The organism is Polynucleobacter sp. SHI8 (assembly GCF_027944005.1).
GTDB lineage: Bacteria > Pseudomonadota > Gammaproteobacteria > Burkholderiales > Burkholderiaceae > Polynucleobacter.
The window spans coordinates 466742-483195 of record NZ_AP027204.1; the positions used below are offsets into that span (position 1 = coordinate 466742).

Here is a 16454-nt window from a genome sequence, read left to right on the forward strand (position 1 = left end):
ATGGATGCCGTTGATCAAGTAGCTATTAAAAATAGCGTCGCTGAAAATTTATCTAAATTATCAGATTGGGCAACTAGTCTTCGCTATGAAGATATTCCTAATCAAGTTTTACAACATGCAGTATTGATTCTAGGGGATAACATCGCAGCAACGATGTCCGCGTCTAATGAGCCTGAAGTCAACACCTATCATAGTCAATTGCTGAGTCAAATTGTTGGCGAGGAAGCATCTGTATTTAGGAAGAGTGGCCCGAAGACTTCTTTTATGAATGCCGCACTTGCAAATGGTTTAGCGATTACTTGGAATGAGTTGGATGATGGGTATACTCGGACTGCCATTCATCCAGGAGCACTGAGCCAACCTCTTATTTTAGCTGCAGCTCAAGCAAATAATCTATCGATTCAAGAGACACTAAGGGCTGTAGTTGTTGCCTATGAGGTGGGTACTCGTTTTGCAAGATCTTGGCCTGAAACATTACCCAGGTTACATCCTCATGGGGTGTTTAATGTTGTTTGTGCAGCAGCTGGTTATGCGAGTTTAATGAAATTTGATAAAACACTTTTCATGAATGCATTAACTGGGGCTTGCACGATGGTTTCGCCCGGCCCTTATAGTCACCCAATTGAAGGCGCATTGATTCGTAATGCTTGGCCAGCAGCGGGTGCCTGGTTAGGGTACTTCGCCTGTCAGATGGCACAAGCTAATATTTATGGGACAGCTACTGGCCCTTACGATGTTTATCAAATGGGTTTTGGTGCAACTTCAAAGCCCGAGCATCTTTGCATGGACTTGGGGTCAGATTGGACCATTACTGCGGGCTATCATAAGCTTTATGGATCTTGTCATCACGCACATGCATCGATGGAAGCAATAGAGAAAATCTTCAGTGAGCACCCAAATCTTCGCGGTGGAGATGAGATTCGTTCTGTATTGATAGAAGTTTCAAAAATGGGAATGAACTTTAATAACATCAATCCAGCAACAACTATAGCTGCAAAATTTTCAATACCTCATGCAGTAGCCGGCACCATTATTAATGGTGCGAAAGCCACTGAAAATTTTTTACATGAAAGTATGTCTAATCCCCATATTGCCAATATGAGAAATAAAGTGTTGATGCAAGAAATGAAGGATGTGCGACCTTGGCCTTATGATCGCCCGGCAAAAGTCACCATTGAGTTGAAAAATGGCGACAAATTAACTGAATTCTGTGAAGCTGCTTTGGGGAGTTCTGCTAGACCTTTAGAACGTCATACAGTATTAGAAAAGATTGATTTTTTATCCAAGGATTTTGCGCCAAACTTAAAAAATTCTGTTGTTGCTTTAGGTGAGCAGTTAGAAAAAAATCCAAATTTACCCTTAAAAACAAATGAATGGATTCATTCTTTTTTTGGTGAATAAGATATAAATAGGTATACGGAAGTGAATATTTGTATTTTTATGTGGAATAACAATCTTTGTTTAATTCATGATTGATTTAATGTGTGGATGCTCGTAACTCTTTCATTAAACGCATTCCAGACTCATGAAGAAGAGCTTTGCCTTCAGCAATTCCATCATGAATTAATTTACCAGATTGTTTTTTAATTTCGCCGTTAATGATCACTGTATCGATATTTAATAAACTAGTTTGCATGATTACGGAAGATACTGGGTCGTGAATCGGCCACATATTTAATTCATCTGCACGAATCATGACAATGTCTGCTTTTTTTCCTACGGATAATGATCCTATCTCATGATCTAACTTGAGAGCTTTAGCACCTTGAATCGTGATCCATTCAAGCACTTGCCTACAATAAATAGTTGAAGTTTCAGGTAAACTATTTTTCAACTCTCTTGACTCGGCATTATCGATTGCACGTTGCATACCTAAAGCCAATCTTGCTACTGTAAACATATCTCCTGAAAATCCAGATTCTAAGTCCACCCCCAAAGAAGGGGCAGATCCAAGACGTAATAATCTTCCTGTAATTGGATAACCGTGTCCTTGGGTCATTTCACCTTCTGGAGTAATTGAAAAAGTTACGCCAAGATCAATCATCATCTTCAGTTGATCGTCAGTCAGGTTATTGCCATGAACAATATTATTATTACTACCGAGCAAACCATCTTCCGCAAGGCGATCCCAGCCGTCAGGAGTTTTGGCGGCAGCGCCAGCACAATGCATGCTGGCAATTAGTCCTAGCTCTCGTGCAAGTTTAAAATCATGTACAGCAACATCATAAGTAGAGTAGTGAGGCCCAAGTATCGCCATACCCAAAGAAACTAAACTATCTTTATTTTTAAATTTTGTATTTAATAATCTTTCAATTTCAGATCGCGGGTGAGGGATTTCGCTAAAGTGTTTTTGACCTGGTTTAGGATCAGGCTTTGGTGACCCATGAAAAAATACGGACCTAACTCCAGATTTCTCAAGTCCATCTATTCCAGCATCCGTATGATCCGGTGTTGGGTTGTTATGACACCAATCTCCTAGAGTGGTCGTCCCGCAATTTATTTGATTGAGTCCGCCCATATAGTTGGCAATGAAAATATCACTAGGTTTGAAATTGGTAGCTAAACCAGCATGCATATTTTTAAAATACTCTAAAAGAGTCCAATTACTCGTAACACTTCGGAGTGCTGTTTGCCAAGTATGCATGTGCACATTGACTAAACCTGGGATAACAATAAAGCCTGTTCCATCAATCGTTTTTGCATCTGGAGCATTTATTTTTTGACCTATTTCTTTTATTCGATCATTTTCAATGAGTAAATCCGCATGTTCTAAATCCCCGATAGATTCATCCATACTAATAATCGTGGCATTACGAATCAGTGTTTGTGACATAACATCTCCAAAAATTTTAAAAAAGTAAAATATCGATACAAAAAATACTCTAATGTTGTTTAAATTAGTTTTATCAAGTAATTAAATAATGATTAAGGATGAATCATTATTAGATGATTGAACAATGGCTTCAAGCACTTGAATATTATTTAAAATTTGTTCTGGGGTAAAACGATAGGTTGAACTACCTTTTACAGCATCAGCCCAAGCCTCAAAGTTTTTAAGAACTACATTTGTTGCTTGGAAAGTTTGATGACTTCTTTTTGCTTCACTATTTGAAATGGTGAGCTCCGTTGGTAAACCCCAGTCTACATTCCCATTTTCTTTAATTTCAATCCAACCTAAACTACCAAATATAGTAATACGACCATGAAATGGGGTGGTAGATAAGCAGGTGATTGCGCCAGTAGCACCATCAGCAAAATCTAGTTGAACTAAAACTTGATCTTTGCCAACAGCTCCATGAAGTACTCGACGTGTTTTTGCACGCACTTGAGTTGGGCAACCAAGCATTGAAATAAAGAAATCAGTTAAATGTACCCCTAATGCTGTCATTGCTCCTGCTGGAGCATCTTGATCTTGCACTCGCCAATTACCCGCATCCATTTTGGCAAATAAATTATGGCTTACGTTAGCTTCTACATGCAAAATTTGGCCTAGATCACCACCTTTTACCCGACGAAAAACCTCTTCAAGAGCAGGTTCAAAGCGTCTTTCGTGACCGATTCCTAAAACAATACCAGCTTGACTACAGGCATCTAATATACGTTTTGCTCCTTGGCTAGAAAGAGCTAATGGTTTTTCACAAAAAAGTTGCTTACCTGCCGCGATTATTTTGAGGGCTTGTGCCTCATGCATGCTGTGAGGCGTTGCTAAGATAATGGCATCAATTTCAGGGTTTTTTAAAACATCGTCCATTTCACTTACCAAGACCAAGTGATTTTCTTTTGCAAAATCATCCAAGTGAGCAATATTTAAATCAACGCCATGTGTTACATGTATTTTTTCACTTGTTTTTAGGTAAGTGATAATTTGTTTACCCCACCAACCCAAACCGATAACAGCAGCTTTCATAGATTCCTTAATTGAGTAGACTTTTATCCTGCGGTATAACCACCATCAGCATATAAAGTTTGGCCAGTACAAAATTGAGCAGCTGGACTTAATAAAAAATAAATACTACCCACAATATCTTCGGGCTCACCTAAACGACCTAATGGAATTCGACTTAGCATACCCTCTCTAGTAGCCTTTCCTGGACCATCTTCGGCAAACATCCAAGCAGAAACTGGCGAACGAAACACTGTCGGACCAACCGCATTAATCGTAATACCATGTTTACCCCATTCACAACCAAGTGTGCGAACTAAAGCGTCAATTGCCCCTTTAGATGTGCAATAAGCGGTATATCCTGCGGGATGGCCTAACTTACCTCGCGTAGAGGATAGAACTACTACGCTACCCCCTTTACCTTGAGCAATCATTTGACGACCAACTGCTTGACATGCCAACCATGGACCCCGTAAATTAGCATCCATCACACTTTGCCAAGAATCAACAGGCATATCTACAATATCCGCAACAAAATTAGTACCGTTGGTAATTAACATGCCATTAACTTCTGAAAAATGATCTACTGCGGTTTGAACCATTTGTTTTGCATGTTCTTCAGTATCTGGCCAGTATGGAGCAACAGCTACTTTTGCACCCAAGCCCCTAACCTCATTTGCAAGTTTCTCTAGGCCATCGACATTATTGTCAGCCAAGGTTAAATGCGCACCCCCTTTTGCTAAACCTAGTGCGGTTGCAGATCCAAGAGCTCCAGTGGCACCACTAATGAGGATAGATTTACCCGCAACTGAAAACATGTGTTCTGGATCAAAATATTTTGTATGCATCTTTACTTTCTAAAATTAAAAAAGGCTTACATTTCATCTGAGTAAGCCTTCGGTTAACAGTTATTTAATTATTTAACAATCGTGCTCCAAGCTGGGCAGGTTTGTTTATCTGGTGCGACATCATAATTAGCAAGAGTGGCTTTCTCAACAACCATTGGCGGGAAAACAATCTCTTTAGGGACTGGCAGATTCCGAATGGAGCGAATCAATGACATCGTTGCAAAACATCCTTGATAGAAAGGAGCGGCATCGCCACTCGCTAGCATTTTGCCAGCTTTGATAGCTTCAACGGCTTCTTTACTGCCATTGATACCCACGATTAATGCTTTACGATTTGCACCTTCTAAAGCTTCGATTGCGCCACTTGCCATGGCATCGTTTGCAGCCATGACACCATCGATTTTTGGATAGGTTTGTAATAAATTTTCCATCACTTGTAAACCCTGCAAGCGTTGATAGTTACCAGGTTGCGATGCTAAGAGTTTTATTCCCGGAGCTTCTTCAATTGCTTTTTTAAAACCATTGACACGATTGGTATTTCCTATAACACCTCTCACACCCTCAAGAATGACCACATTACCCTGACCATTTAAGGCTTTAACCAAGGCTTTTCCTGCAGCATTTGCAGTTGAGAAATCATCAGCACCTACCCAATTGACAAAGTTACCACTCTCAGCCCGATCAGTTGCATTGACTACAGGAATTCCTGCATCATTAATTTTTTTTACTCCAGGATTTATCGCTTTGTAATCCACTGGGATTAAAACAATACCCGTTGGTTTTTTTACAATCACATCATCAATTGCACCCAATTGCTCAGGAATACTGTCAGGTTTTGTTGGGACGTAATGTGTTGTTGATGCATTCATCTGCTTAGCAGCTGAGTCTGAACCTAAGCGAAAAGCTTGAAAATATGGATTAGTTTGGTTTTTAGTAAAAACAGCAATTTTTTCACCGTCAGCAAAAGCTTGGCCAGAGGCAAAAGAAAGAAATACAGCGGATGTCAATAAAAATTGATAATTCTTCATGTGTGCAAAGTCTCCTAGTTAATAAGTATAAATTTTTACAACGATATGATGAGGCAATTTAAGAAGAGGCCTTTCTCCTAAAGAGTAAATCTAAAAATACAGAAAGAATAATAATGATGCCCGTTACTAAGGCCTGATAATTCCCATCAATAGTGAGAATATTCATCCCATTTAAAACTAATGTCAATATGAGCGCCCCAATCAAGGTGCCGAACATTGTCCCAACTCCACCAAATAATGAAGTTCCACCAATCAAGACAGCAGCAATTGCTGGCAGAGTTAAGCTTTCGCCTATATCACCTTCAGCAGAATTTAATCGAGCTAAAAAAACCAAGCTTGCCAGTCCTGCCGCCATACCACTTAAGATATACACCAGCATTAAACGACGATTGACGGGAACGCCTGATAAACGAGCCACAATTGGATTGGCTCCTACAGCATAAATTTGTTGACCATATATTGAGTATTTGGTGAAGATAGAACCTAGGATTAAAAAAACACTCATGATATAGATCGGTACCGGTATCCCATATAAATAACCACTGCCAATAAACCGGAATGATTTTTCAAAGCCATTGATGGTAGTACCCGCCATAAAGTAATAAGTTAATCCGTGCAAGATCCACAACATACCGTATGTGGCAATAAAGGAAGGCAACCTTAAGGCAGTAACTAATAGCCCATTACCAATGCCAATTAACATTCCACAACCAATACCTGATATGAATCCTAAGGTCGTTGATCCGGTATTCGTCATTACAACCGCTGCTACACAGGCAGACATACCAACATTTGCGCCAACAGATAAGTCAATTCCAGCGGTAAGGAGAACTAGAGTAAGGCCTGATGCCATTAAAAATAAAAGGCTTGCTTGTCTTAAAACATTGAGCAAATTATTGGTTGTAAAAAAAGCTTCAGTTAGCAAAGACAAAACAATACAAATCATTACTACAACAAGCATCCGAAAAAATAAATTTTTCAGTTGCGATGAATTTTTAAGTTCTTGAAATAAATTATTCAATGTGATTCCTAAGCCTTACTTTTGAAACTATCAAGCAATAGTGCAACTAAAACTAAAAGTCCAATACTTGCCACTTGAACAGAGGATTGCACACCAACTAAATTCAGCCCGTTTCGCAATACCCCAACGGTAATGACACCTAAGAAAGTTCCAAATAACCATCCATTACCTTTTTCAAAGGAAGTGCCGCCCACAATTACCGCTGCTATAGCATCAAATTCCATGCCAATTGCTGCAGTAGGGTGTCCTGAATTCATGCGGGCCGTCAATAAAATAGAAGCTACACCTGCCATGATCCCGCTTAATGCGTAAACAGCAATATGATGAATATTAACTCGCACGCCGGCAAGCTTAAGAGCGTCACGATTGCCCCCAATTGCAAATATATAAGTTCCAAAGCGCGTATGGTAAAGCAATACATGGACAATTACATAACTAATAAGAGCAAAATAAATTGGAAACGGAATTCCAAGTAAATGGCCGTTATAGGCCATACCAATAGTATCTCCCAAATCAGAAATCGTTTGTCCATCGGTCACAATTAATGCCAGGCTAGTACAAATACCCAACATACCTAGAGTGACGACAAACGGGGGAATGTTGAGGTAAACAATAATGATGCCATTAGTGATTCCGATGATGAGGCCCACTAATAAAGCCATCAATATGGCCAGTGGCAAGTTGTGAGTCTGAGCTAAAAAATAGGCGACAATCACACCGCAGAAAGTTAGCAATGCGCCAATCGACATATCAATCCCTTCTGTCATGATGACCAATGTCATTGGCAACGAGATGATTAAAAGTATTGCAGACTGGGCGCCGATATTGGTTAAATTTCTCAGAGATAAAAAATCAGTATTTAATATAGTAAATATCAATACACAAAGGAATAGCATCACTGCAACTCCCGGTATATTTTTTAATACATGAGATATTGGTAATGATTTTTTTAAAGTACTATCAAGCATTAGTCATTCCTAGCTTTAAAACATTTTCTTCAGTTAATGTGTCTTTTTCTAATAATCCTGAAATTTTTCCTTCACGCATGACATATGCTTTATCACATACATTGACGATTTCTGATAGTTCAGAGCTAATCATTAAAACTGCGGCACCATCCTCAACTAATTTGTAGATAAGAGCAAAAATTTCAGCCTTTGCACCTACATCAATACCGCGCGTTGGCTCATCAAATATAAAAATCTTAGAATCAGTTGTTAGCCATTTGCCAATCACAATTTTTTGTTGATTTCCACCGCTTAAGAGATGAGTTGACTGTTTCCCAGATGGCGAGGCAATACGAAGTTTTCGAATTAAGTCCTCGCTAATTTGTTGGGCTTTTTGACTGCTCATCCAAGTACTTGGAAAGATTTTTTTTAAACCAGAAAGAATAATATTTTCCTCCACAGATCTGATTAAAGCCAATCCTTCCGTCTTTCTACTTTCGGGTATCAAGGCTAACCCCATCTCAACAGATTGAAAAGGTTCTCCTGTACGATTTTTACCAAAAATCTCAACTGATCCAGAGTTAACATGATCGGCACCAAAAGCCGCTCTTGCAACTTCCGTTCGTCCTGCTCCAACGAGGCCTGCAAGACCAACAATTTCACCCACTCGCACCTCTAAAGAGATATCTTGAATACCATTATCAGAGTACAAATGAGAAATCTTTAATGCAACTTCACCCGGATTGCTAATATAATTTCGCGCATATGCCATATCTACTCTACGTCCAACCATCATTTGTACTAGTTCTTCTGGAGATGTGGTTTTAGGATCGGCGTCTCCTACTAGTTTTCCATCACGTAGTACTGTAATGCGATCGCCCAAAAGAAAGACCTCTGCCATTCGGTGAGATATATAAACAATTCCGACACCCTCTAATTGCAATTTGCGAATCATCTCAAACAATAAAGTTGTCTCACGGTCTGAGAGTGCCGCTGTTGGTTCATCCATGACCAAAATCTTCGCATTTTGTGACAGCGCCTTTGCAATCTCAACCATTTGTTGTTGAGCTACACCAAGGGTGTGAACTAATGTGTGAGTATCTATATCTAAAGACAACACACTTAGCCAATGTTTGGCTTCCTTGTGCATTCGAGCATGATCAAGCGTCCCAGGAATGCTACCAGAATATTCTCTGCCCAAAAAAATATTTTGGGCAATATTTAAATAGGGAACTAAAGAGAACTCTTGAAAAATAACTGCAATTCCTAGATCCCTAGCATCACTTGGAGATTGAATTTTGACCGGTTGACTTTGATAATAAATTTCACCACCATCAGCTTGGTATGCGCCACAAAGAACTTTCATTAATGTGGATTTACCTGCGCCATTTTCGCCTAACAGCATATGCACTTCACCTGGATAAACATCAAAGGAGACTTGATCTAGTGCAGTAATACCTGGGAAGTGTTTACTAATGGAACGCAGTGCAAGGATAGGTTGTGTCATAAATAGAAATACTTAAGCATAGAAACAATACCCGTTAGTTAATAATCACTTTAGGTGTTATTACAAATAACAAAGATTTCCCTATTTTGTCTCGTGATAAAAATTTTTATCTTTTCAATTTAACACTTATATTTTGATATTCAACAAGGATTTACCCTAAGTATTTCGCCATACACTTTAGGGCATTGAGAAGATTATTCTCAAATCACTATAAATGTTCCTAAAAATGTAATGTAATATTAAGTTTAAGTATCTAAAAAAATAAATTAATTACAACCTTATAAAGGGAGACAAACAATGAGGATTCATCATCAGTTTTTAACCGCGGCACTTTTTACAATTAGTTCTTCATTTTCAGCCTTATCTCAGACGAATTTTCCCCAAAGCCCAGTAACCATTGTTGTGCCATATGGCCCAGGTGGGGGGGCAGATATTTTCACACGAACCATTGCACCAAAAATGGGTGAGAAATTAGGACAACCTATTGTGGTTGAAAATAAGGCTGGTGGCGGAACTGCGATTGCCGCATCTGATGTTGCGCGTGCAAAGCCAGATGGGTATCGTATTTTGTTAGGCGACGTTTCTACTTTTTCAACGAATACCCATTTATATCAACGACTAAGTTATGACCCTCGTGATTTGACGCCAATAACTCTGGCAGGTCGTTCCCCATATCTCCTCTTAGTTAATCCTAAGGTTCATCCGCAAACTTCACTTAAGGATTTTATTTCATCAATCCAGAAGGCTCCAACTGGAACAGTTAACTATGGAAGTGCAGGCAATGGTGGACCATCTCACCTCGCTGCTGAAATGTTTGTTAGAGCTGCAGGCGTTAGCTTAATTCATGTTCCTTATAAGGGTTCAGGACCGGCGTTACCTGATCTTCTTGCTGGTAACATTGGAATGATGTTTATGGATTATGCTCCAGCAAAGGCGCAAATCTCAGGGGGTAAGCTCCGTGCGCTAGCAGTAACCTCAACACAGCCAACCCCAATTCTTCCTGGAATACCAACCCTAGCGTCACTATATCCAGGCTTTGAGGCATGGTTTTGGATAGCATTAGCTGCCCCTAAGGGAACTCCAACACCGATAATTGACAAAATTCGTGAAGCTTATATATATGCTGTAAATGATCCAGAAACTAGAAAAACTTTAGTAGAGGTGGGAATTGAGCCTTTACAAAGCACTGCATTAGAGATGGATACTTATGTTAAATCTGAGTCAGTAAGGTTAGGTCGCGTAATTAAAGAAGCTGGTATTCAATTAGACTAATCAAAATATGCGTCACCCTTAGAAATTCATAGTATTAGGGTGACGCTTCAAAAAGGTAATATCTCGTAATGATTAAAAATGAACTCGAGGATGAGTCACGTGTTGCGCTCGTGGTTGGTGCTAATGGCATCGTTGGAAGCAATATGCTGGAACACCTTCGCGAAAAAACTAAATGGAAATTATACGGCCTGGCTAGAAGGCCTATTACTCAAACTTCAAATGTGATTGGTGTGGTTACAGATTTACTTGATGAGAGTTCAAGCAGTAACGCAATTAATAGTATTGGTCCAGTAGATTATTTGTATTTTAGTGCCTTGGATGTAAGAGGTACTCAAGAAGATCAAATTATTCCAAATTTAACGATGCTTCAAAACGCTGTGACACCATTACTAGATCCGTTAAAAAACCTTAAACATATTTGTTTAGTACACGGAACAAAATGGTACGGAAGTCATCTTGGGCCATACCGAACTCCAGCAAGAGAGGGTGATTCAAGACATCAAGGCCCAAACTTCTATTTCGATCAATATGATTGGTTAACTAGTGCTCAAAAAAATCGAGATTGGAGCTTTTCAACAATTAGACCGCATTTTATTAATGGGTTTAATGTCGGCAACCCTAATAATATGATGGCGGCGATTGGCGCCTATGCTGCTGTTCAACGCGCACAAGGTAAGCCGTTAGATTTTCCTGGAACATTAGCTGCTTATGAATCTTTAACGATGGTTTCTGACGTGTCAATCGTAAACGCTTCCATGTTATGGGCATCTATTTCGCCACATTGCGCGAATCATGATTTTAATATTCACAATGGCGATTATTTTCGATGGTGTAATGTCTGGCCTATGTTAGCGGATGCTTTAGGGATGAGCTGCGGTAAGGTTGTGACTACGAAATTATCGGATTACATGCTTGAAAAAGGATCAACCTGGGATCAAATTGTTTTAGAGAATGGGTTAATACCTAATAAAATCGATCGAATCGTAAGTTGGAAGTGGGCGGATTTTTTCTTTCGGGGTGAGTGGGATGATATGTCCTCCATGTTGAAAGCCCGCAGCTTTGGATTCGAGCAATTTATTGATACTCAAGAAGACATACTTGCTGGTCTTGCAAGATATCGTTCAGAAAAAATACTTCCAAAAATCTAATACTAGAATTTTTGCAAATAATAAGTTCAATATTAAAATATTTTTAGGAGAATCGAAATATGTTGTTAAAGGATAAAGTAGCGATTATTACTGGGGCTGGAAATAAATTAGGGATTGGTTTTGCGGCCGCTCAACTCTTTATTTCCAATGGGGCAAAAGTGGCTCTTGTAGATTTGGATCAAGCCGCGGTTACCTTTGCCGCAGAAATTCTTGGCGCAAATGCGATAGGTATTCAAGCAGACGTCCGCTCTGAAGAGGCTTGTAAAGAAGTTGCCCAGCAAGTCCATAAAAAGTGGGGTTCCATCGATATATTATTGAATAATGCAGGAGTAGTAGGTGCTCAAAGAGTTACTCAAATTACTCGTGAGGCCTATGATGCTGTGCTGGATGTCAATTTGCGAGGGACACTTCATATGTCGCAAGCTTGTATCCCTTACCTACCTCGCGAAGGAGCTATTATTTGTATGGCTTCAATTGCGGCCCAACGTGGTGGAGGATTACTTGGGGGAGCGCATTATGCAGCATCCAAAGGGGGTATTTTAGGTCTTATGCGTGCGATGGCTAGAGAGCTAGGTCCCTTAGGTATTCGTGTAAATGCGATTAATCCAGGATTGATTTTGACATCACTTAACCTTCATATATTTGACGATGCAACCTGTGAACAATTTAAATCGCAAGTACCCCTAGGTCGATTAGGAGGTCCAGAAGATGTCGCTGGCGCTTGTCTTTTCTTGGCATCACCTCTGTCAACATATATCACTGGAGCATCTATAGATGTGAATGGCGGACTGCATATTCACTAAATAGATTATTTAGCTTTTGTTTAATTAAGCTGACCTTTTTTCTCAAAGATTTAGGAGACTATATTTGCTCTAAATAGTTTAAATTATACTTTTAGAATTTCATCAAACCGAACCATAATAACTATTAAATATCTTACCAAAATGAAAGCTATGATCAATCCTAAAGTATGGCCTGAAGAAGGGGTTTCACGCGCACCCTATTGGATATATACCGATTCTGGTATCTATGCACGTGAACAAGAAAATATCTTTCGAGGAAAATCTTGGCACTATGTAGGCCTTGAAGCAGAAGTTCCGCAGCCTGGCAACTATAAAACCACTTATATTGGAGAGACTTCAGTGGTGCTGACTCGCACTAAGGATGGTGAAGTTCATGCTCTCATTAATCGTTGTGCTCATCGGGGCAATATGGTCTGCCGTGAAGCGTTTGGCTCAGCTAAAAGACTATATTGCGTCTATCACGCGTGGAGCTATCAACTCAATGGCGATTTAAGTAATGCAGCTTTTAGTCAAGGCCTCAACGGTCAGGGTGGTTTACCAAAAGATTTTGATAAAAAGAATCATGGATTACAAAAACTTCGCGTAGCTCGTTTTTGTGGCTTAGTATTTGCAACCTTTCAAGAAGATACTGAGGATTTTGAATCGTGGCTCGGGGATGTGGGATACGGAATCAAAAGATTACTCAATCGTCCGCTGAAAGTACTTGGTTACGATACCCAACGTATTCATTCGAATTGGAAAAATTACCATGAGAATCCAAGAGACTCATATCACGCCAACATTTTGCATACGTTTTATGGCACCTTTGGCCTTTCTAGGCAAACCCAAGAGTCTGGTATGGTGTTGGATAAAACAGGGCGTAATGTGTACTTTTATACAAAGGCAGGTACTGAGAAAAAAGATACCAATTACGATGCCACCAAAACCGAATTGCGTTCAGTGAATGATCAGCTCCGTCTTGAGGATTCAAGTATTCTTAAATGGACTGATGAAATCGGTGATGGTGTGAGCGTGCAAATTCTGTCGCTCTATCCTTCCTTTGTATTACATCAAATTGCAAATAGTTTAGCCACCCGCCAACTTCTTCCAAAAGGTCAAGGTCAATTAGATTTAGTCTGGACTTATTTTGGCTTTGAAGATGACTCTCCTGAAATGACAAAAACACGTTTATTGCAAACCAATTTAGCTGGATCCGCCGGTATGATTTCAGTTGAAGATGCCGCAGTGTGCGAGATGACCTATCGCGCCATTGCTGATGGTCAACACGGCGAATCATTTATTGAAATGGGTGGGACGGATCTCACCAGTGGTGGTTCACACAAACTCTCTGAGCGTGCCATTCGAAACTTTTGGCACAATTATCGTCAAGATATGGGGCTGTAATTGAATACTACACATTTCAAAAAAGCAGACCTTATTCAACCTGACGAATACTTCATTATTCAAGATTTGATATTTGAGTGGGCACGAGCGATTGATGAAAATCGTGTCGAAGACATTGCCAAACTGCTTGATAGTCAAGGGCGTTATACCGTTAAATCACGATTTAATCATGATCGTGATTTACCCTTGGCAGTGATTGATTGTCATAGTGCGGCCCAACTGCGTGACCGAATTCTGTCGATGCGTCTCGCCAATGTCTATGAGCCTCAGCACTATCGTCATATTATTTCGGGGATACAAGTCACGGGTCGTGAAGGTAAGATCATTCATACACGATCAAACTTCATGGTGGTTCGAACGATGGATCTTGATGGTGAAGTTAAAGTTGTTTTTACTGGTCAAGCACAAGATGTCATTGAACTTCATGAATCTGATGCAACATTTAAAGAACGTTTATTAGTTTTTGATTCCCGTGTGATAGAAACTCTCTTGGTTATTCCACTCTAAAACTTCATATGAAAAAAATAAATTTAACTCGTCGCGCAATCATTCAGTCATCAGCTTTATTACCAAGCCTTTGGTATGGACAATCTACTTTTGCGCAAAATGCATGGCCTAATAAACCTATACATATTCTTGTACCAAATCCGGCTGGGGGTACTGCGGATTTATTGCCAAGACTGATATCTCAAGAGCTAGCCAAAAAACTAGGGCAGTCTGTAATTATTGACAACAAGCCGGGTGCTGCCGGAAATATTGCTGCTGAAACTTTGTACAATGCAGAACCTGACGGTTATTTGATTATGTCAGCTCCTCCGCCTTCTTTGACAATTAATGTATCGCTTTACCCAAAGCTCAATTACATTCCCTCCAGTTTTGTACCGATATCAATCATTGCTTCTGTACCCAATGCTCTTATTGTTCATCCTTCACTTCCAGTTAACACTGTTAAAGAATTTATTGCATATGCTAAAGATCGTCCTGGGGAACTCACCTACGCATCACAAGGAAGTGGTTCCACTGCACATCTAACTGCAGAATTATTTCAACTGAAAACTGGCACCAAAATGTTACACGTTCCTTATAAAGGTGATGCACCAGCACTTACTGATTTGTTAGCAGGTCAAGTGAATGTGATGTTTGGTAATTTAGGCGCCACAAGTAACTACATTAAGGCTGGTAAATTAAAAATCATAGCCATGACTACCGCCAAGCGAGTTAAGTCATTCCCGAACGTTCCTCTCATTCAAGATGATGTTCCTGGTATGGTAGCTTCTACTTGGTTTGCGATGGTAGCTCCCCCGAGGACACCAACAGAAATTACTAAAAAGATTTCTAACTATGTTCGAGAAATATTAAATCAACCAGATATTATTGCTCGCATGGCTGATATGGGTGCTGAACCTGTAGGTAATACTCCTGAAGAAATGGCCAAATTTATGGCTGAGGATACTGCTCGCTGGAAAGATGTCATTATGGCAGCGAAGATTACAGTTTGATTCATCAGAAAATGCTTCTAAGTAACTGAACCCGAATAGTTTATTAATTCACATTTGATTAAAATGACATATAAAAAAATCCTCAAGTTTTGATTAAGTATGAAGTTAAAGAAATAGTTTTTAAAATATAAGTAGTAATTCATTGGGAGGGGAATGTTTTCCAGAAGGCATCCGTCATTAAAATGATTAGAAAAATTAGCTTACGTCACTTGCGTTCATTTTTAGCCGTTGCAAAAACGGGATCATTTACTTTAGCCTCAGCTAGATTATTTCAGACTCAATCTACATTAACCGCGACCATTCAACAATTTGAGGAAGAAATTGGGCTAAAGCTCTTTGAGCGCTCGACTAGAAGGGTTGAATTGACTGAGGATGCAATCAAGTTCCAACCTGTCGCTGAAAAAATTATTCGTGATTTTGATAATGCGCTTAATGACTTACAGGCTATTTCCAAAAGTCAGCAAGGCTTAATTCGAATTGCTGCGGCACCGTCTATGGCTGTGCATATTTTATCTCCAGCCCTACTTACATTTCGTCAACATTACCCTGAGGTTAATATTTCAATTCAAGATGCTGGCTCAGCAAAAATTGAGCGTGCGGTACTTGATGGTGAAGTTGATTTTGGATTAACGAGTCGTCTTCTTAACTATCCTGAGCTAGATTACCGCCCAGTACTTCATGATACCTTTGGTGTTGTTATGCCTCATGATCACGTCTTAGCTAAAATAAATCGCCCCTTAAAGTGGGCGGATCTAGCGAATCACTCTTACATAGGCCTCACTTCTGATACTGGGATTGGTGCCTTACTTGAAACTTATCCGGAAATATCTTTTGGACAAAACTCAGATCCTCATGATCGTGCTTCAAGTACTACTTCCTTGTATGCCATGTTAAGGTTAAGTGGCAAAATTTCTGTGCTGCCTTCTTTGGCAGCAAAAGCAGGTCCAATGCAGGAGTTTTTATTTGCAGAGTTAACAGAACCACTTATTCAACGTGAAATCTGCCTTATTACAAGACATTTGCGCTCATTTTCACCGAATACTCAACGAATTTTAGATGTTTTGATGGAAACCATTCGTAAATTGGATTAATCATTACGTTGACTGGATTATCAA

The 16454-nt window shown here is 39.6% G+C and carries 15 protein-coding genes; 8 read left to right on the forward strand and 7 right to left on the reverse strand.

Going from position 1 to position 16454, the window contains the following annotated elements; translation table 11 throughout:
* On the forward strand, positions 1 to 1401 hold the full coding sequence (locus QMN06_RS02430; RefSeq protein WP_281970934.1) for an MmgE/PrpD family protein: 1401 nt from the start codon (positions 1 to 3) through the stop codon (positions 1399 to 1401).
* 76 nt (positions 1402 to 1477) lie between these two features.
* Here QMN06_RS02430 and QMN06_RS02435 read toward each other — a convergent pair whose 3' ends face one another.
* The 7 genes from QMN06_RS02435 to QMN06_RS02465 form a co-directional block, all read right to left on the reverse strand.
* A complete protein-coding gene (locus tag QMN06_RS02435; RefSeq protein ID WP_281970935.1) occupies positions 1478 to 2833 on the reverse strand; it encodes an amidohydrolase family protein in 1356 nt (451 codons plus the stop codon).
* A gap of 81 nt (positions 2834 to 2914) precedes the next feature.
* Positions 2915 to 3907 carry a Gfo/Idh/MocA family oxidoreductase gene (locus QMN06_RS02440; protein WP_281970936.1) on the reverse strand — a complete coding sequence of 331 codons (993 nt, stop codon included), beginning with the start codon at positions 3905 to 3907 and terminating at the stop codon, positions 2915 to 2917.
* A gap of 23 nt (positions 3908 to 3930) precedes the next feature.
* Positions 3931 to 4731: an SDR family oxidoreductase gene (locus QMN06_RS02445; protein WP_281970937.1), complete on the reverse strand. Its 801-nt coding sequence runs from the start codon at positions 4729 to 4731 to the stop codon at positions 3931 to 3933.
* Positions 4732 to 4799: 68 nt separating this feature from the next.
* Positions 4800 to 5759 carry a sugar ABC transporter substrate-binding protein gene (locus QMN06_RS02450; RefSeq protein ID WP_281970938.1) on the reverse strand — a complete coding sequence of 320 codons (960 nt, stop codon included), beginning with the start codon at positions 5757 to 5759 and terminating at the stop codon, positions 4800 to 4802.
* 58 nt (positions 5760 to 5817) lie between these two features.
* Complete coding sequence (locus tag QMN06_RS02455) at positions 5818 to 6780, reverse strand: ABC transporter permease (protein ID WP_281970939.1); 963 nt, start codon at positions 6778 to 6780, stop codon at positions 5818 to 5820.
* A gap of 8 nt (positions 6781 to 6788) precedes the next feature.
* Positions 6789 to 7748, reverse strand: coding sequence for an ABC transporter permease (locus QMN06_RS02460; RefSeq protein WP_281970940.1), 960 nt, complete (start codon positions 7746 to 7748; stop codon positions 6789 to 6791).
* Positions 7741 to 9234, reverse strand: a complete 1494-nt coding sequence (locus tag QMN06_RS02465) for a sugar ABC transporter ATP-binding protein (RefSeq protein ID WP_281970941.1) — start codon at positions 9232 to 9234, stop codon at positions 7741 to 7743. The genes QMN06_RS02460 and QMN06_RS02465 overlap by 8 nt, the downstream gene beginning before the upstream one ends.
* 297 nt (positions 9235 to 9531) lie before the next feature.
* On the opposite strand from QMN06_RS02465, the gene QMN06_RS02470 reads away from it, so the two are divergent.
* The 7 genes from QMN06_RS02470 to QMN06_RS02500 all read left to right on the forward strand — a co-directional run bounded on the left by QMN06_RS02470 (position 9532) and on the right by QMN06_RS02500 (position 16430).
* Positions 9532 to 10506 carry a tripartite tricarboxylate transporter substrate binding protein gene (locus tag QMN06_RS02470; RefSeq protein ID WP_281970942.1) on the forward strand — a complete coding sequence of 325 codons (975 nt, stop codon included), beginning with the start codon at positions 9532 to 9534 and terminating at the stop codon, positions 10504 to 10506.
* A gap of 68 nt (positions 10507 to 10574) precedes the next feature.
* Positions 10575 to 11654, forward strand: a complete 1080-nt coding sequence (locus QMN06_RS02475; protein ID WP_281970943.1) for an SDR family oxidoreductase — start codon at positions 10575 to 10577, stop codon at positions 11652 to 11654.
* Positions 11655 to 11713: 59 nt separating this feature from the next.
* Positions 11714 to 12457 (forward strand): SDR family oxidoreductase, encoded by a 744-nt coding sequence (locus QMN06_RS02480; protein WP_281970944.1) that lies wholly within the window; start codon positions 11714 to 11716, stop codon positions 12455 to 12457.
* Positions 12458 to 12607: 150 nt separating this feature from the next.
* Positions 12608 to 13840 (forward strand): Rieske 2Fe-2S domain-containing protein, encoded by a 1233-nt coding sequence (locus QMN06_RS02485; protein WP_281970945.1) that lies wholly within the window; start codon positions 12608 to 12610, stop codon positions 13838 to 13840.
* Complete coding sequence (locus QMN06_RS02490; protein ID WP_281970946.1) at positions 13841 to 14347, forward strand: aromatic-ring-hydroxylating dioxygenase subunit beta; 507 nt, start codon at positions 13841 to 13843, stop codon at positions 14345 to 14347.
* A gap of 8 nt (positions 14348 to 14355) precedes the next feature.
* A complete protein-coding gene (locus tag QMN06_RS02495) occupies positions 14356 to 15339 on the forward strand; it encodes a tripartite tricarboxylate transporter substrate binding protein (RefSeq protein ID WP_281970947.1) in 984 nt (327 codons plus the stop codon).
* Between the two features lie 182 nt (positions 15340 to 15521).
* Complete coding sequence (locus QMN06_RS02500; RefSeq protein WP_281970948.1) at positions 15522 to 16430, forward strand: LysR substrate-binding domain-containing protein; 909 nt, start codon at positions 15522 to 15524, stop codon at positions 16428 to 16430.
* The last annotated feature ends 24 nt before the right edge of the window (positions 16431 to 16454 follow it).